This is a genomic window from Kineococcus sp. NPDC059986 (assembly GCF_040702905.1).
In the GTDB taxonomy this organism is placed as follows: Bacteria; Actinomycetota; Actinomycetes; order Actinomycetales; family Kineococcaceae; genus Kineococcus.
Genome location: NZ_JBFBND010000003.1, coordinates 202,800 through 219,140, shown reverse-complemented (window position 1 = coordinate 219,140; position 16,341 = coordinate 202,800). Strand labels below are relative to the sequence as shown.

Here is a 16,341-nt window from a genome sequence, read left to right as displayed (position 1 = left end):
GTCAGGCCGTCGGCACCCAGAACCTCAGCTTGACCCCGCGCCGGTCCTGGAACAACCCGCCGTTGGCCTCGATCACCCTGCGGGAGGCCACGTTGTCGTCGTCGCACGTGACGAGCACGCACTCCAGGCCCAGCGCGTTCGCGACCGGCAACGTGGCCGCGAGGATCGCCGTCGCGTGCCCGCGGCGCCGCACGGCGGGGGCGACCCAGTAGCCGACGTGACCGCCGAGGTCGCGCAACCGCGGGGTCAGCCGGTGCCGCACCTGCACCCGGCCGAGGAACTCCGTCCCGTCCACCCACCACAGGTTGGTGGAGGGGACGAAACCCTCCGGTCGCGGTGTGCCCTCGCGGGCATCGGCGACGAGCCGGTCGGTCCAGGCGTCGAACTGCCCGTCGTCCATCCGCGCGACCCCGGTGTAGGCCGGGTGGTCGTCCCACTGCCCCGACCGCGCCGCCCGCCGGACCGAGTCCGCCACGGACGAGCGCGGGACGACGAGGGCGGGCACCTCAGGACAGGCCCTGGAGCGCCGGCGCCCCGGGCGGGTAGTAGGAGCGCATCCAGCTCGGGAACTCCTGCAGGATCCGGTCGTACAACTCCGCGTCGTCCACGGCGTCGAGGTCGTCGAGGGCGAAGAACCCCGTGTTGTCGTACTGCCGGTCGGCGAGCGTGTCGAGCTTCTCGAGGATCCCGTAGTTGCTGCGGCCGATGCCGATGAACTGCCAGAACACCGGTTCGCGCTCGACGGCCCGCAGCGCCTTCTCGGTCCCCTTGTTGTCGGTGACCCCGCCGTCGTGGAAGAACAGGACGAGGGTGGGGATGTCGAGGGGTTCCCGGGCCACGTAGCGGGCGACGTCCTCGATGACGGCCTTCTCGTTGTTCCAGCCCTCGGCCTCGGTGTACCGCTTGGCGGTGTACGTCTGCAGCCACTGCGGGAGTCCGCCGATGGTGATGTCCTCCAGGCGCTTGGCCCGGCCGCCCATCGCCCAGGCCTGCATCTCCGCCCCGTCGTCGACCTGGGCCGCGACGGGCGCCACGCGTTCGACGGCGCGGGAGAACACGCCCTTGCGGTACAGGGAACTCGTGCTGCCGGAGACGTCGAGCACCACCACGACGCGGCAGCGCAACCCCGTCATCCGGTGCTTGGTGAGGACGATCGCGACCTGCTGCTTGCGCAGGTTCAGCGCCTTGCGCATGTCGACGGGCAGCTTCTCCTCGCCCTTGGTGAACGACACCGCGGGGGCCGCGGGCGCGGCGGCAGGTGGGGCGGCAGCGGGTTCGTCGACGTCCACCCCGAAGTCGGTCGCCAGCCCCGCGAGCCCGTTGTCGTACCCCTGGCCCACGGCGCGGACCTTCCACGCCCCGCCCCGCTGGTACACCTCCGCGAGCACGACGACCGTCTCGGCGCCGAGCCGGGACGGTGTGAAGTCCAGCGTCGAGGACCCGTCCTCGACGACCAGTCGCACGGTGGTGCCCGCGAACGTGGCGCCCTCGGACTCCGGACTGGCCACGACGACGACCCGGTCGGCGCCCGGGCGCAGTGCGGAGAGGTCGAGCGCGACCTCCCGCCCGGCCAACCGCACCCCGGGCGCGGACGGCTGGTTGAAGAACACCATGTCGGCGTCGCCGCCCACCTTGCCGTCGGGGTTCACGACGAGGGCGGTCACGTCGACCGGCCCCTCGACGCGCACCCGCAGGGACGAACCGGTGAGCGGGGCGTTGCCGCCCTCGGTGAGCGTGGTCACGTCTCTGTTCTACCCGACGGCACGGCCGGTCCGGGCAGACAGGGCGGGTGCCAGGTGACAGGGTGCGGGCATGTCCACCTGGTTCATCACCGGCTGTTCGACCGGTCTGGGGCGCTCGCTCGCCGAAGCGGTCCTCGCCCGCGGCCACCGCGCCGTCGTCACCGCCCGCGACGCCTCGAGGGTCGAGGACATCGCCGCCGGGCACCCCGACTCCGCCCTGGCCCTGTCCCTCGACGTCACCTCCCCCGAGCAGGTCACCGCGGCCGTGCGCGCGGCCGAGGAACGCTTCGGCGGCATCGACGTCGTCGTCAACAACGCCGGGTACGGCTACCGCGCCGCCGTCGAGGAGGGCGTCGACGCGGACGTCGAGACGCTCTTCGCGACCCACGTCTTCGGGGCGGCGTCCGTCCTCAAGGCGGTCCTGCCGGGGATGCGCGAGCGCCGCAGCGGCACCGTCCTCAACGTCTCCTCCATCGGCGCGCACGTCTGCCCGCCCGGGTCCGGCTACTACGCCGCGGCGAAGGCGGCGCTGGAGGCGATGTCCCGGTCGCTGCGCGCCGAACTGGCCCCGCTGGGCGTCCGTGTGAGCATCGTCGCCCCCGGCGGGTTCCGGACCGACTTCGCGGGCCGCTCGCTGACGCAGTCACCCGAGCCCATCGCCGACTACGCCGACACCGCCGGCAAGCGGCGCATCGAGAACGACACCGCCCACGGCACGCAGCCGGGCGACCCGGCCAAGGCCGCGGCGGCGATGATCGCGCTGGCGGAGGCGGAGAACCCGCCGTCGGCCGTCTTCCTCGGCTCGGACGCACTCTCGGCCATCGAGCAGGTGCTCGAGCAGCGGCGCTCGGAGGTCAACGTCTGGCGCGAGCTCAGCACCAGCACCGACTTCTGAGGCGCGTCCCGTCCGGATGTCGTCCACGGCGGCCTGTGGTTGCCTGACGGCATGACACGCATCGGGACCTCTGACCTCGACGTCCGCCCGCTGAACCTTGGCGGCAACGTCTTCGGCTGGACCGCCGACGAAGCCACCTCGCACGCCGTCCTCGACGCCTTCGTCGAGGGCGGCGGCGACTTCGTCGACACCGCCGACGTGTACTCCGCCTGGTCCGACGGCGGCGCCGGGATCTCCGAGACGATCATCGGGAACTGGCTGGCCAAGACCGGCAAGCGCGACCAGGTCGTCATCGCGACGAAGGTCGCGAGCAAGGCCGACCGCAAGGGCCTGGGCGCCGAGAACATCCGCAAGGCCGTCGACGAGTCGCTGCAGCGTCTGCAGACCGACCGCATCGACCTGTACTGGGCGCACCAGGACGACCGCGAGACCCCGCTGGCCGAGACCCTCGGGGCGTTCGACGAGCTCGTCACCGCCGGCAAGGTCCGCGCCATCGGCGCCTCGAACTACACGGGCGCCCGCCTCACCGAGGCCCTGGAGACGTCCCGGCGGGAGGGCTTCGCGAGCTACGTCGCCGTCCAGAACCACTACAACCTCGTCGAGCGCGAGGAGTACGAGCGCGACGCGCTGCCCGTCGTGGAGGCCAACGGCCTGGCCTCGCTGCCGTACTTCTCGCTCGCGTCGGGCTTCCTCACCGGCAAGTACCGCCCCGGGCAGCTGGCCGAGTCGCAGCGGCAGGCCTCCGCCGCGGCCTACCTCGACTCCCCCCGCGGGCCCCGCGTCCTCGAGGCGCTGGACGCCGCGGCCGCCGCGCACGGCGTCGACGTCGCCGCGGTCGCCCTGGCGTGGTTGCGGTCGCAGCCGACGGTCGTCGCCCCGATCGCGAGCGCCCGGACCGTCGAGCAGCTGCCCCCGCTGCTGGCCTCGATGGAGCTCGAGCTGAGCACCGAGGAGATCGCCGCCCTGGACCGCGCCTCCCGCTGAGCGGGGACGCCGCACAGGAACGACACGTTCCCTGCACGTGCTGGGGTACGCACCTGCCCGACGCGTGCCCCAGAGTGGAGGGGTGAGCACGACAGCCGCACACCAGCCCTGGAGCCCACCACGTCCCGCGTCCGCCCGGCGGACCTGGTCCGTGGTGGCGCTCGGGGCGGCGTGGTGGCAGCTCGTCGCCCTCGGCGTCCTCTACGTCGTGTGCGTCCGGACCGCCACGGGCCAGCTCCGGGAGAACCGGCTGCACACCCTGGCCCTGGAGAACCGGGGCTCGGAGACGGGCTGGCTGCGAACGGCGTTCGACCTCGTGGACCGGTTGCAGCCGCACCACCTCGTCCTGGGCGTCGCCCTCGTCGGGCTCGTCGGCCTGGTCCGCGGTCGGGTCGGCGCTGCGCTCAAGGGGGTCGTCGTCGCCGCGGGCACGCTCGGCCTCACGGAGCTGCTGAAGCTCGTGCTGCTGGAACGCCCGGACCTGCTCGAGCACGGCTCCTCGGCCAACAGCCTGCCCAGCGGCCACACGTCGGCGGTGCTCGGGCTGGCCCTGGGACTGCTCGTGGCCGGACCGCGCTGGGCGCGCCTGCCGCTGGCCCTCGCGGGCGCTGTCGCCGGCGGGGCGATGGGGACGTTCGTCATCGCCGACGGCTGGCACCGCGTGAGCGACGTCCTCGCCTCCGCGCTCGTCGGCTCCGTCGTGTTCTGCCTCGTGCAGGTCCTGCCCCAGCGCGAGCACCGGCGACGGGCCGCGCTGGTGCGCCTCTCGCTCGTCGTGCCGGCGGCCGCGGCCGCCGCTCTCGTCGTCGTCTACGCGGGCGACGCCTCGCTCACGACGTCCTACCTCGTGGCCGGGGCCGTGGTGACCCTGACGGTGCTCGCGGCGACCCAGGCGCTGCCGCGGGAGGTGGCGCGCAGGGGCTGAGGGCAGGATGGGGGCATGTCCGAGCACACCCACGGCCTGCCCGAGGACCCGACCCCACCCGACGCCCCGCGTGAGACGAGCGAGGGCCCGGACCCCCGCGTCGTCGTCGTGACGCCGCAGGGCATGGGCATCGCCGAACCGCCCGAGGACGGCGAACCGGGCCCGGCGGACATGGTCTCCCAGCCCGCGAAGGTCATGCGGATCGGCAGCATGGTCAAGCAGCTCCTGGAGGAGGTGCGGTCGGCGCCGCTGGACGAGGCGGGGCGCAACCGGCTCGCCGAGATCCACGAACGGTCCCTCAGCGAGCTCGAGGACGGCCTGTCCCCCGACCTCGTCGAGGAGCTGCGGCGCATCGCCCTCCCGTTCGCCGAGGGGCAGACGCCCTCCGAGAGCGAGCTGCGCATCGCCCAGGCCCAGCTCGTCGGCTGGCTCGAAGGCCTCTTCCACGGCATCCAGACCGCGCTCGTCGCCCAGCAGATGGCGGCCCAGGCGCAGCTGCAGGAGATGCGCCGCGCGCTGCCCGGCGGCATCGCGACGGCCGGTCCGCAGGGGCGTCCCGGCGGGGACGGCATGCCGCGCGTCCAGCCCGGTGGGACGGGGCAGTACCTCTGAAGCTCGCGTTCTGGCGCCGCACGCCCGACCCCCTCGGCGAGGGGGTCTGGGCGCGCGCGGCGCACTCCGCCGACCGGGCCGTGCGCCGCGTCGAGATGGTCGTCGACGGCACCCCGCCCGGACCGGCCCGCGACGCGCTGGAGGAGTTCCTGCCCCGCGTCGACCTCGTCGCCCGCGCCGTGCGGGCGCGGTGCCTGCGCGCCCAGCAGGAGGCGCCCTCCTCGGGTGACCTGCTGGTGCCCGGCGGCCCCGACGGGGAGCACCCCGAGGTCCACCGGCGCCTGACCCGGACCGCGACGGCGTGCGCCCAGGTGGCGGAGGCCGCGGCGATGGTGCGCGTCGCCGGCGGGGACGGCGCTCCCGTGGACCCCGCGCTGCTCGCCGCGGTGGAGCGTGCCGTCGTCAAGGCCGAGACGCTCGCCGACCTGCGCTGATCCCCTGGCGAGGGAGTGGAGGCACACACGCCTTGCCCCGACGTCGCCGCGCTGGAGACCTGGAACGACTGCCGGCCAGCGTGAGCGACAGCGCGTGCAGGAGGGGCCCTCAGGCCAGGCGTTCCCGCAGGACGGTGCCCACGGGGACACCGAGTCCCGTGCAGGCGTCCCACCCCGGACCGGCGGCGTAGTCGCCGTTGTCCCCCTCGGTGATGTCGCGGAAACCCTCCGGGGCCGTCCCGGCGGCCGCCCCCGCGTAGAGGCGGGGTTGCAGCAGACCCAGCCCTGAACCCCGCGCCGCCACGAGCCGAGCCACCAGCGCCGCCCACAACGGGGCCACCGCGCTCGTCCCGCCGATGACCTGGTCCGCGCCGTCGACCCGCACGCGGTACCCCGTCGCCGGGTCCGCCACCCCCGCCACGTCCGGGACACCGCGCCCCGTCCCGCCGCCACCGGCGCGGGTCGGCACCCCGACCCCGTCCTGCCACGCGGGCAGGGGGAACGCGGCGCTGACGCCACCACCCGTCGCGCCGCGGCCGTTCCAGACGACCTCGCTGGTCACCGTGCCGTCCGCGCGCGCGTGCAGACTCGTTCCCCCGCAGGCCAGTGCGTGCGGGCTGGCGGCGGGGAAGTCGGCGTGCGCGGCACCGTCCTGGACACCGTCCGCGCTGCCGTTGTCGCCGGCCGCCACTGTGACCGTCACGCCGAGGGCCGCGGCGTCGGCCAGGGCGTCGTCGAACGCCGTGCGCGCCTGCTCGGTCCACGAGTCCTCCGGACCACCCCAGCTGATGCTGACGACGGCGGGGGTCGGGTCGGCGTGGACGGCCTCGGACAACGCGTCGAGGAAACCCCGGTCGGTGTTCGGCGCGAAGTACACGACGAGCGCCGCCCCAGGGGCCATCGCCCCGGCCACCTCGAGATCGAGCATCACCTCACCGTCGGCGCCGTCGGCCGAACCGGGGGTGTTCGCCCCACCGTCGACGCCGACCGCGCGGACGGCGGGTGTCGCCAGCCCCAGCCCGGCGAAGTACGCGTCGAGGTCCTCGGTGCGGTACCCGCCGCCGAGTTCCAGGACGGCGATCTCCGTCCCGGCCCCGTCGCCCTCGGGGAACTCGTAGACGCGGGCCAGGTCCAGGGGCGAGTAGCTCGTCGTGGGCGACGCCGCGGGGGCGAGCCGGAACTGGGCGCGGGCGGTCGGGCGGTCGTCCAGGCCGAGCACCGCCGTGACGACCCCGTCGAGCCCCTCGGGCAACGACACCGTGCCCTCGCGCTGGCGGTGCCGCACCTCCGCACCGGACGGCGCCTGCGACGTCACCTCGCGCAGGTCCACGTCGAACAGCCGCGTGACGGCGTCGACCGGTCCGCTCACCTGCACCCGGCGGCTCGCAGCGTCGACCGACGCCACCGTCAACCCCGCCCCCTCGACGACCGAGCGCACGGTCTCCACGTCCGCCGGGTCGGCGCCGAAACGCTCGCCCAGGTCGGCGCGCGTCAGGTTCTCGGACGAGGTGACCACGTCGGCCGGCAGCCCGGCGCGGCGGCGCAGCACGAGCGTCACGTCGACGACGGCGTCCGCCGCGAGGGGGACGGCGTCACGGGCGCGGGGTGCGGCGGCGCGGGTACTTCCGGCCAGCGGCCGGTGCGCGCGCGACGGGTTTCCGGACGAGGTGTGTTCCGTCATGCGCGGCACTGTGCCACCGGGCTCCGACACCCGCGCGGCGTCGCGTCCGGGCGCGCTCGACCGAGCAGGGTTCCGCGGGGAGGGGGCGTCGTCAGGGGCGCCGAGAGCCGACGAGGAACTCCACGGCGGCGGCCGTCACCTCCGCGGTCACCTCGTGGCCGCCGTCGAACGGGAACGGGGTGCACACCCCGGGGGCGAACGCGGCGACGACCTCGTCGACACCGTCGGCCGGGAACAGGGGGTCGCCCGATCCCGCGGTCAGCAGCACGCGCTGACCGGTCAGCGTCGCGGCCAGCGCCGGCAGGTCACCGGCCGGCAGCAGCCCGGGCACGAACCAGGCGGGGTTGTGCGGGATCCGGTCGCGCACGAGGGAGGCGACGGTCGCCGCACCGCAGCTGACCACCCCGGCCGTGAGCCGTGGGTCGAACGCGAGGGAGAACAGCGCCACCTGTCCGCCCAGCGAGTGGCCGATGATCCCCAGGGGGACGTCCGGGCCGACCTCCTGCTCGAGGAACGAGGTGGCGACGGCGACGTCGCGGGTGTGCTGGGCCTGCAGGCAACTCCCCTGGGCCACGCGGTGGAACGCGTCGAGACGTTCGTCGGCCACGGGGTCCGCGGTCCACCCGCGGTGTCGTTCCTCGAACCCTGCGAGGTCCGGCGCCAGGACGACGGCGCCGGCCTGCGCGAGCCGCAACCCGTAGGCCAGGTGCGGTGCACCGGCGATCCCGGCGACCTCGCTCTTGCCGCGGTCGAACTCCCCGCCGTGCTGGTGGACGGCGACGACCGCGACGCCACACGGCCGCTGCGGGGTGAGGAGCCAGCAGGGCACCTCACCGTCCGCGGTGACGAGGACGACGTGCTCGACCGCGACGTCGTCGGCACCGGGGGGCGCGGGCGCCGGGCGGCGTCGCACGTCGAGCGGGGTGTGGGTCGGAGCGGGGGCGAGGCCGAGGAGCCGCTGCACCATCGCGCGGTCGGGGGTGTCCACCATCCCCCGAGCCTTCCGTGACCGGGTCCCGGGCGGTACACCGGGGTGCCGGGTGGGGTGTCAGGCGGGGCGGAACCCCGCCTTCGGCGCCAGCCGGGGAGCCACGGGCCCCGGGGTCACGACGGTGTCGGGGGTGAGCACGCCCCCCTCACCGCCGGGTCCGGCGGGCCCGAGGGTTCCGGACGGCGTCGGCGTGGGCACCCGGTAGAGGGGCGCCACGAACTCCCGCGGGGTGGTGCTCGCGGACTGCACCGCGGGAACGGCGGAGAACGCCGGCTCCGGCGCGGACGTCCCGGCGGAACTCCCCACGAGCAGCGTCCCGGCCAGGCCGACGAGAGCGGCCACGACAGGTCGACGGTGCTTCACGGGTTCCTCCTCGTGCCGGGCGGGTGGTCTCCCATCGGCGGGACGGGGCCGTCCCTTGAGCCGTCCGGGTGACGACGGACCCCAGCCCCGCTCCCAGCGCCAGGGCGACGAGGTGCCCGACCGCGGTGAAGTCCGGGTCCACCACCAGCGCCACCAGCAGCCCCCCGGCCACCACCGCGAGGCCGGGCCGGCGCCACCGCGACGGACCCGAGGCCACGAGCAGGCCGGCGACGCACGCGAGGCCGTAGCTCACCCCGACGTCCACGGCGCTCGCGACGGACGGGTCCACCCACCCGACCCGCACCCCCGTCAGGAGGAACCCCGCCACGACGAGCGTCGCCCCGACGTGACCGAGGGCGAAGGCGCCCACCGTCGCGCGCCGGCCGAACCGTCGCTGCGCCGCGGCGAGGACGGGCACGAGCGGCAGGAGCACCAGGAGCCCGGTCCCGGTCGGCACGACGAAGGCGCTGAGCAGCAGCACGCGGAACGGGTGGACGGCCAGGTTGTCCAGGTTCGTGCTGGCCGCCAGGACGGCCGCCGCCCGCTGCCCCGCCGGCAGGAACCGCAGCACCGCGGCCACGGCCAGGACGAGTCCGGCGTGCACGAAGCCGACGTCGGCCCCCCGCAGCCGTCCCCGCCACCGCACCAGGGCGCCCGTCGCGCCGAGGGGGCGGACCAGGACGGCGGGGGCGGTCGGCGCGAGGATCGTCACGGTCCGACCGTGCTCGGCGTGCCTGTGCGGGGGCCCGGTCCCGGCTGTCGGTGTCGTTCGACCCGTCGTCAGGACGCACAGCCGGCACCTAGCCCGCATCAGGCTGGCTTCAGGTTCCGTCACCGATGGTGGTCCGGTGAGCTCGCGCACTCCTGCGTCGAGCCCGGAGGAACCCGAGGTGACCAGATGAGGGCAGCGCCGTGAGCGTGGTGCTCCCCCCGTCGGCGCGGCCCAGCGCGACCGACCCGGCCGGGACCGGACTCCCGACGACGCGGGCCCGCCGCGACGGCACCGTCCGCGCGCTGGCCGGTGCCGCGCTGTGGGGGTCGCTGCTGCTCGTCACCTACTGGTGGACCGCCGGTCGCGGTCTGCAGGACCTCGGCGGCTGGGCCACGGGCCTCACGTCCCTCGGGCGGCTGACCGGGCTGCTGGCCTCGGTCCTGCTCCTGGCCCAGGTGGTCCTCATGGCGCGCGTCCCCCTGCTGGAGAGCGCGTTCGGGCAGGACCGGCTCGCGCGGATCCACCGCTGGGTCGGGTTCTGCTCCTTCGACCTGCTGCTCGCCCACCTCGTCACGATCACCTGGGGGTACGCGTCCGGGGAACTGCACCAGGTCCCGGCGACCGCCTGGGACCTCGTCGTGGACTACCCGGGGATGCTGCTGGCCACCGCCGGCACGGTGGCCCTCGTCCTCGTGGTCGTCACCAGCGTGAAGGCCGCCCGCCGCCGGCTGCGGTACGAGTCTTGGCACCTGCTGCACCTCTACGCCTACCTGGGCGCGGGTCTCGCTCTGCCGCACCAGCTGTGGACGGGCACCGAGTTCGTCTCCTCCCCCGTCCGCACGGTGTTCTGGTGGACCCTGTGGGCCGTCGCCGTGGCGGCCGTGCTCGTCTGGCGCGTGGGACTGCCCGTCGTCCGGAACCTGCGCCATCGGGTGCAGGTCACGCGCGTCGTCCCCGAGGCACCGGGTGTCGTCTCCGTGCACCTCACCGGCCGGGACCTGCACCGGTTGCCCGTCGAGGCCGGGCAGTTCCTCGGTTTCCGGTTCCTCGACGGCCCCGGCTGGACCCGCAACCACCCCTACTCCCTCTCAGCGGCCCCCACCCCGCACGCCCTGCGGATCACGGTCCGCACCGATGGCGACGGGGGTCGCCGGCTGGCCACCGTCCGTCCCGGGACGCGCGTCCTCGTCGAGGGCCCCTACGGCCGGCTCTCCGCCCGGACCCGCACCCGTCGGGGGGTCACGTTCATCGGTGCGGGGGTGGGCGTCACCCCGCTGCGCGCGCTGGCCGAGGCCCTGCCCTACGCCCCCGGTGAGGCCGTGCTGCTGCACCGCCACCGGGACCACCCGTTGTTCGCGGCCGAGTTCTCCCGGCTGGCCGCGACCCGCGGTCTGCGGGTCGTCGACCTGCCCGGTCCCCGCCGCGGCGCGGGTTCCTGGCTGGGCCGCGGCACCCCACCCGTCGACGACGTCACCGCCCTGCGCTGGCTCGTCCCCGACGTCGCCGGGCACGACGTCTTCGTCTGCGGCCTGGGCGGGTGGGCCGCCGACGTCCGGGCCGCCGCCCTCGGTGCGGGCGTGCCCGCCGACCGCATCCACGTCGAGGAGTTCGGATGGTGAACCCCGTGTCCCCCCAGTCGCCGCACGGCCTGCCCGCCGGGAGCGCGTTCGGAACCCCCACCGGCGGCGGGGGGTCGACCCGCCGCATCGTCGTGGCCGGGATGAGCACGCTCACCGTCCTCGTGCTCCTCTTCGGCTACCACACGTCCACCGAGGGCGTCGGCACCCCCGCGACGGTCGCCGTCGCCGCGGGGAGTTCCGTCGGCAGTTCCTCGGGGAGTTCCGCCGGGGGTTCCGCGGGCACCTCGACGGGGAGTTCCGCGAGCGGCAGTTCGACGGTGACGGGGTCGGCCGCCGACACCCGCTGGGGACCGGTGCAGGTCGAAGTGACCGTGACGGACGGCAAGATCAGCGCCGTCAAGATCCTGCAGCAGCCCGACGGGAACCGCCGCGACGAGGAGATCAACGCCCAGGCCCTTCCGGTCCTCGTGCAGGAGACGCTCAGCGCGCAGAGCGCGAACATCGACATGGTGTCCGGCGCCACCGTCACGAGCACCGGGTACGTCCAGTCGCTGCAGAGCGCCCTGGACCAGGTGCACGCGTGAGGACGACGGCCCCTCCGCCCGTCCGGCGCGTCGAGGTCGTCATGGGTTTCCCCGTCAGCCTGGCCGTCCGCGGACGCCACGCCGACGACGGACCGGGCCGTTCCGCGTGGGCCGCGGTCCTGGCCGACCTGCGCCGCGTCGAGGCGGAGTTCAGCACCCGCCTCCCGGGTTCCTGGACGAGCCGTCTGGACCGCGGCGCGGTGGAACCCGAGGACTGCCCGGAACACGTCCGCGAGGTCCTGGACCTCGCCGAACGGGCCCGCCGGGAGTCCGGTGGCGCGTTCGACGTCCGCCGCCGCACCGCGGACGGTTCCGTGCGCCTCGACACCGACGGCGTCGTCAAGGGGTGGGCCCTGGAACGTGCCGCCGCCCACCTGCTCGCACTCCCCGACACCGGGTTCTGCCTGTCCGGCGGTGGGGACATGCTCTGCCACAGCGGAGACGGCGGCCCCGCGTGGCGGATCGGGATCGAGGACCCCCGCGACCCCCACCGCGTCCTCGCGACCGTTCCCGTCCGCGACGGCGCGGTCGCCACCTCGGGGACGGCCCACCGCGGGCAGCACCTCGTCGACGCCCGGACGGGGTCGCACCCCTCCCGCGTCGCGCAGGTGACGGTGGTCGCGGACTCGCTGACGTGGGCCGACGTCGACGCCACCGCCGCCTACGCCCGGGACGCCGACGCCGCGCGTTGGCTCGGCACCCGGCCCGGCCGCACCGGTCTCGTGGTGTGGGCGGACGGGACGACCGCGACGGTCGCCGGACCGCTCAGAGCAGCTTCCTGAAGTACACCGCCGACTCCTCGTACTCCAGCGCCCCGTAGAACTCCGCGGCCCGGCGGGTGGCGAGGGCGACGTACGCGGCCCCGGCGCCGCACGCCCACGCCTCAGCGGCCTCGACCAGCACGCGGCCGCACCCGGTCCCCCGGAACTCCGGGTCGACCACGACCTCCTCGACCCACCCGACGTTCCCGTTCGCGTGAAAGGCGGGGTGGACGAGGGCGTGCACGTACCCCACGACCCGCCCCTGGCCCGTCACCGCGACGAGGAGGGTGGCGGTCTCGTCCCGCAGGACGTGCGCCAGCGAGCGGGCGAACGCGGCCCGCTCGGGGACGAAGGACGTGGCGAGTTCCACGGCCAACGGCCACAGGGCCTCCTCGTCCTCCGCGAGGGCGGGGCGGACCAGGACCTGCGCGGTGTCGGTGCTCACCGGACCGTTCTCCCACGCCACACCGCGTCCGCGGAACCCCCGGGAAAACTCGTGGTCCGCGGCGCAGGCCCGTCGCTACGGTCGATGTGTCCAGTCCCCCGAGCGAGGGTGAGCCGTTGTCCATCCGGTGACGTTCCCGAGAGCTGATCACTCGCGCGCGGCCTCGTGCCGCGTGCTGCTGGTGCTGCCCACGAACTCACCGAACGGTGTTCCCCCATGCCCACCCTCACCTGGGCGGTCACGCCCACCCGCCTGCCCCTCGTCGTCCGCCGCTGCCACCGCTGCGGAGCGGAACGGTTCCGGGCCGGCGGCAGGTTCCGCGTCAACGCGAACGGCAAGCTCCTCGACGCGTGGTTGCTGGCCCACTGCACCGGCTGCGGTGACACGGCGGACCTCACGGTGTTCGAGCGGACCCACGTCCGCACCGTCGACGCGGAACTGCTCGACGGCCTGCACGGCAACGACCCCGACCTCGTGTCCGCACTGCTGCTGGACCCCGCGACCGCCCACCGGAACCGGTACGCCCTGGACTGGGACGGCGCGTGGGTGCTCGACGCCGGCACCGCACCCCCACCCCGCGCGCTCCCCGGGGAGGACCTCGAGGTCACCGTGGAGTTCCTGGCCCGCATCCCGGCGCGGCCGGTGCGGCTGCTCGCCACCGGTCTCGGGCTGCCCCGTGCGGCCGTCGAGCGCCTCGTGGTGGACGGACGCATCGTCGCCGCGGTGGACCTGCGCGCCCGGCGGTCCAGCGGGTTCGAGGTGCTCCTGGAACCGTGACCCGGGGAATCACACCCAGTTGGGGTTCAAGGTCAGGGGCGCCGACGGATCGGCCATCCAGGCGTCGAACTCGTCGACGGTGACGAACAGCGGCTGGCCGTTGAAGCAACGTGCCACCTCGGCCAGCCGCTTGAACACCTCCTCCGGTCCGGCGCAGGCGACGGCGATCAGCGCGTCGTCCAGGAGAGGGCCGACGGTGGTGCTGACGTAGGCGTTGCGTTCGGCCCCGAGCGCACCTTCGGCTTCCCCGAGCAGGATCGCCGCGGCGAGAGCGGAAGCCGCTTCGTCCTCCAGAGCGTCCAGGAGTTCCCCGTCCACGGCCTGCCCGGCGGCCTGCTCGGTGCGCAGCGCCTCAGCTGCCGCGCGCAGGCCCTGGCTGATCAGGGTCGCCGCGGCCTGCCCCACCACCGCCCCCACGAGGCCACCGACGACCGGGACGGGGATCGCCGTCTGACCCAGTCCGCTGCCGACCCCCACCAGCGTGGCGCGCAGGGCGGAGTCGCAGCAACGGGCGGCCAACTCGGCGGAGTCGATGTCCCCGCGGGCGAAGGCCAGACCGGCGGCGGTGACCTCCACGAGGGCGGCCGCCGTCGCCGAGGGGGCCGATCCTCGGCCCAGCGCCGACGGCAAGACGCCGGCCTGGGCGGCGATGCCGACGGCCTTGCCCAGTCCCGCCCCCGAGGCCGAGCGCACCGCCCCCATCGCAGCGGCCCCTGCGGCAGTGGCGGCGGCCGCGGCGGCCGAGGTCTCCCCTGCCCGGATCCGTGCGGCCTGCTGCGCGGCGGCGATCACCCCCGCGACGACGGCACCGGTGGCGGCACCGATCGCCAGGGACGCAGCGACCTCGCGGGAGGCGACGGCAGCTGCCTGCTCGGTCCCCCACCGCGAGGCGTCGCCGGAGGCGCGGTGTGCCTCCGCGGTGGACACCGGGCGGCTGGTCACGGTCGTGGCGCGGCCGGCGGCGTCGGTGGTCTCGATGTGGAGGGTGTCGGTGACGTGTGCGCGGGAGTCGACGTAGTCGTCGAACGTCAGCCCCTCGGGGTTCATCCTCAACCGACGGTCCAGCAGGTCCTGCACTCGGCGCAGCTCGTCCGCGCCGACGAGGCGCTGCATCCCCTGGTAGTCGCGGCGGGAGATTCCGCTCGCCGTGGTCGTCGCCGTCCCCATCAGCTTGGCCTGCGCCGCAGCCAGCAGGCGGCCACCCCCACCCGTCGCACCGTCGACGATGTGCAGATCGGCTGCCGCGCTCTGCGATCCGCCGACGGCCCACTCCGTGGTCGAAGCGCGGACCGCCGCCCCCTTGGCGATGGCGTCGTGGTTGAACGACGCCTCGTGCATCACCTCGAAGAGGTGTCCTGCGCGTTGAGCCGTGCCGACGTTGCGGTAGCGCTGTGCGACCTGCCGGGCGAGTTCGCGGATCCGCAGGGCCTCGACGGTCTGGGCGGCCTGCCGCCGGGTTCCCGCGTTCACCAACGCCCAGGCGGCGGACTGCACACCGGCTCTCACCGCGCCCTCTGGCACGGTCCGTGGAGTCGACTCCGCACGGACCTCACCTCCCCCGGAACGGCGCCCGCGACGGTGCCCACGCCCGGGTCCTGCAGCGTCCGCCGACGTTGCGGACGGACCGGACGCCGACGGAGAGGTTTCGGAGCGGGGTTCGGCGTTCCGTCCGGGGTCCTCGTTCACGACGCGGCTCCCGCAGCCGTCTGACCGACCGCCGCGGACGCCGGGGTACCCGCCGCCTCGGTGTCGACTGGTGCTGCGGAGAGGCCACCCTCGTCGGTGAGGTCCTGCAGACGCTCCCGGGCGTCGTCGACGACCTGCCCCGACAGGTCGGTCACCACCCCGTCCTCGTCGACCAGGGCGGTGGCCATGACCGAGATCGTCGTCGTCATCAGCGACACCGTCGTGGCCACCTGCGCCCGCTGGGCCGGGGTGCAGAGCGCGTGGTCGTCCTGGGTTTCGACGAGGGACCGCAACTGCTCGAGGTGGACGCCGGCTTCGGCCTGCAGGTCTCGGAGCAGGGTCCGGACCTGCCGGCTGCGGGCGATGACCGTGGCGGTCCTCGCCTCGGCCCGGCCCAGGTCGACGTCGGCTGCGGCGAGCGTCTCCGCCCCCTCGCGCTGACGGCGTCGCTGCCGTCGTCCCTGCCAGACGACGACCCCGACGGTGGCCAGCACCGCGGGGGCGGCGACGAGACTGCCCAGGACGAGGGTGCCGGCAGCGACCCCACCGCCACCGGCAGCCAGGGAACCGCCACCGAGCGCGGCCAGGGTGGCGCTGGTGGCTGCAGCCCCGGACAGACCCGAGATGGCGGTGCCGGTGGACGCCGCCGCGAAGGCTCCGACGGCGGCGAACGCCCCCGCCCCCGCTCCGGCGCCCACGCCGAGTCCGCCCGCGAGCGCCCCGACGGTGTGCAGCGCGCTCAACCGCACCTGTGTGACCTCCACCTCCGGGGTGTGCCCGGCGGTGGGCAGGTCGATGCCTGCGAGCTCGGCGAGGTCGACGTTCTTCATGCGGGAGAAGACGTCCCGGAAGGGCACCAGGACCTGGTCGTAGACCTCCTGGCGCCGCTGTTCCTGGGCACGGCTCTCGCGCTGTGCGCGCGTGACCAGAGCGGCGTGACGGTCCTCGAGCTCCTCGTGCCGGCTCCGGTTGGAGCGCGCCAACCGGACGGCCTCGGCCCAGGCGATGCCCACGACGTCCTCCTCGATCCTCCGGTCCCGGGACGGTCCTCCGGCGCAGACGGTCGGCCGGACAACTTCTAGAATGCGTACTGTCGCCACGGACCGCTGTCGATTCGCTCCTCCCAGTGCCCATCGGCCACGGTCCGGGGACGAGGAGCCTCCACGCGG

The 16,341-nt window shown here is 74.9% G+C and carries 17 protein-coding genes; 9 read left to right on the top strand and 8 right to left on the bottom strand.

The genetic code is table 11. The annotated features are described in order from the left end of the window. Nucleotide 1: 1 nt before the first annotated feature. Nucleotides 2–505: a GNAT family N-acetyltransferase gene (locus tag AB0637_RS04535; RefSeq protein ID WP_366169975.1), complete on the bottom strand. Its 504-nt coding sequence runs from the start codon at nucleotides 503–505 to the stop codon at nucleotides 2–4. Between the two features lies 1 nt (nucleotide 506). Beyond that, nucleotides 507–1,742, bottom strand: a complete 1,236-nt coding sequence (locus tag AB0637_RS04530) for a VWA domain-containing protein (protein ID WP_366169974.1) — start codon at nucleotides 1,740–1,742, stop codon at nucleotides 507–509. Between the two features lie 70 nt (nucleotides 1,743–1,812). Between AB0637_RS04530 and AB0637_RS04525 the strand changes: the two genes are divergently transcribed. From AB0637_RS04525 to AB0637_RS04505, 5 genes are all read left to right on the top strand, one after another. Then, complete coding sequence (locus AB0637_RS04525; protein WP_366169973.1) at nucleotides 1,813–2,637, top strand: oxidoreductase; 825 nt, start codon at nucleotides 1,813–1,815, stop codon at nucleotides 2,635–2,637. Nucleotides 2,638–2,688: 51 nt separating this feature from the next. Next, nucleotides 2,689–3,621: an aldo/keto reductase gene (locus AB0637_RS04520; RefSeq protein ID WP_366169972.1), complete on the top strand. Its 933-nt coding sequence runs from the start codon at nucleotides 2,689–2,691 to the stop codon at nucleotides 3,619–3,621. Between the two features lie 82 nt (nucleotides 3,622–3,703). Continuing rightward, a complete protein-coding gene (locus AB0637_RS04515) occupies nucleotides 3,704–4,546 on the top strand; it encodes a phosphatase PAP2 family protein (protein ID WP_366169971.1) in 843 nt (280 codons plus the stop codon). 15 nt (nucleotides 4,547–4,561) lie between these two features. Further along, on the top strand, nucleotides 4,562–5,158 hold the full coding sequence (locus AB0637_RS04510) for a bacterial proteasome activator family protein (protein WP_366169970.1): 597 nt from the start codon (nucleotides 4,562–4,564) through the stop codon (nucleotides 5,156–5,158). Between the two features lie 80 nt (nucleotides 5,159–5,238). Then, nucleotides 5,239–5,592: a hypothetical protein gene (locus AB0637_RS04505; protein WP_366169969.1), complete on the top strand. Its 354-nt coding sequence runs from the start codon at nucleotides 5,239–5,241 to the stop codon at nucleotides 5,590–5,592. A 109-nt stretch (nucleotides 5,593–5,701) separates the two neighbouring features. On the opposite strand, the gene AB0637_RS04500 is transcribed toward AB0637_RS04505, so the two are convergent. The 3 genes from AB0637_RS04500 to AB0637_RS04490 all read right to left on the bottom strand — a co-directional run bounded on the left by AB0637_RS04500 (nucleotide 5,702) and on the right by AB0637_RS04490 (nucleotide 9,339). Next, nucleotides 5,702–7,273: a S53 family peptidase gene (locus AB0637_RS04500; protein WP_366169968.1), complete on the bottom strand. Its 1,572-nt coding sequence runs from the start codon at nucleotides 7,271–7,273 to the stop codon at nucleotides 5,702–5,704. A 91-nt stretch (nucleotides 7,274–7,364) separates the two neighbouring features. Continuing rightward, nucleotides 7,365–8,264, bottom strand: a complete 900-nt coding sequence (locus AB0637_RS04495) for an alpha/beta fold hydrolase (RefSeq protein ID WP_366169967.1) — start codon at nucleotides 8,262–8,264, stop codon at nucleotides 7,365–7,367. Nucleotides 8,265–8,409: 145 nt separating this feature from the next. Next, nucleotides 8,410–9,339, bottom strand: a complete 930-nt coding sequence (locus AB0637_RS04490) for a rhomboid-like protein (protein WP_366169966.1) — start codon at nucleotides 9,337–9,339, stop codon at nucleotides 8,410–8,412. A 200-nt stretch (nucleotides 9,340–9,539) separates the two neighbouring features. On the opposite strand from AB0637_RS04490, the gene AB0637_RS04485 reads away from it, so the two are divergent. Genes AB0637_RS04485 through AB0637_RS04475 form a run of 3 tightly spaced genes read left to right on the top strand, consistent with a single transcriptional unit; the run spans nucleotide 9,540 to nucleotide 12,285 of the window. Next, nucleotides 9,540–10,958, top strand: a complete 1,419-nt coding sequence (locus tag AB0637_RS04485; protein ID WP_366169965.1) for a ferric reductase-like transmembrane domain-containing protein — start codon at nucleotides 9,540–9,542, stop codon at nucleotides 10,956–10,958. Between the two features lie 5 nt (nucleotides 10,959–10,963). Further along, nucleotides 10,964–11,503, top strand: coding sequence for an FMN-binding protein (locus tag AB0637_RS04480; protein ID WP_366169964.1), 540 nt, complete (start codon nucleotides 10,964–10,966; stop codon nucleotides 11,501–11,503). Next, the gene (locus AB0637_RS04475; RefSeq protein WP_366169963.1) at nucleotides 11,500–12,285 is read left to right on the top strand and encodes an FAD:protein FMN transferase; all 786 of its coding nucleotides are present in this window, start codon (nucleotides 11,500–11,502) and stop codon (nucleotides 12,283–12,285) included. Before AB0637_RS04480 ends, AB0637_RS04475 begins: the two co-directional genes overlap by 4 nt. Here the strand turns inward: AB0637_RS04475 and AB0637_RS04470 are convergent. After that, nucleotides 12,269–12,709 (bottom strand): GNAT family N-acetyltransferase, encoded by a 441-nt coding sequence (locus AB0637_RS04470; protein ID WP_366169962.1) that lies wholly within the window; start codon nucleotides 12,707–12,709, stop codon nucleotides 12,269–12,271. The two genes, AB0637_RS04475 and AB0637_RS04470, sit on opposite strands and share 17 nt — an antisense overlap. A 216-nt stretch (nucleotides 12,710–12,925) precedes the next feature. On the opposite strand from AB0637_RS04470, the gene AB0637_RS04465 reads away from it, so the two are divergent. Next, nucleotides 12,926–13,486 carry a DUF1062 domain-containing protein gene (locus AB0637_RS04465; RefSeq protein WP_366169961.1) on the top strand — a complete coding sequence of 187 codons (561 nt, stop codon included), beginning with the start codon at nucleotides 12,926–12,928 and terminating at the stop codon, nucleotides 13,484–13,486. A gap of 9 nt (nucleotides 13,487–13,495) precedes the next feature. Here AB0637_RS04465 and AB0637_RS04460 read toward each other — a convergent pair whose 3' ends face one another. Further along, a complete protein-coding gene (locus tag AB0637_RS04460) occupies nucleotides 13,496–14,980 on the bottom strand; it encodes a hypothetical protein (RefSeq protein ID WP_366169960.1) in 1,485 nt (494 codons plus the stop codon). A 188-nt stretch (nucleotides 14,981–15,168) separates the two neighbouring features. Continuing rightward, entirely contained in the window at nucleotides 15,169–16,185 is a 1,017-nt protein-coding gene (locus AB0637_RS04455) for a hypothetical protein (RefSeq protein ID WP_366169959.1), read from the bottom strand. Nucleotides 16,186–16,341: the final 156 nt, after the last annotated feature.

Excerpts from the sequence above, each read along its gene's own strand:
- AB0637_RS04500 (WP_366169968.1), bottom strand. The coding sequence starts at position 7,273 with ATGACGGAACACACCTCGTCCGGAAACCCGTCGCGCGCGCACCGGCCG.
- AB0637_RS04510 (WP_366169970.1), top strand. The coding sequence starts at position 4,562 with ATGTCCGAGCACACCCACGGCCTGCCCGAGGACCCGACCCCACCCGAC.
- AB0637_RS04520 (WP_366169972.1), top strand. The coding sequence starts at position 2,689 with ATGACACGCATCGGGACCTCTGACCTCGACGTCCGCCCGCTGAACCTT.
- AB0637_RS04525 (WP_366169973.1), top strand. The coding sequence starts at position 1,813 with ATGTCCACCTGGTTCATCACCGGCTGTTCGACCGGTCTGGGGCGCTCG.
- AB0637_RS04465 (WP_366169961.1), top strand. The coding sequence starts at position 12,926 with ATGCCCACCCTCACCTGGGCGGTCACGCCCACCCGCCTGCCCCTCGTC.
- AB0637_RS04495 (WP_366169967.1), bottom strand. The coding sequence starts at position 8,264 with ATGGTGGACACCCCCGACCGCGCGATGGTGCAGCGGCTCCTCGGCCTC.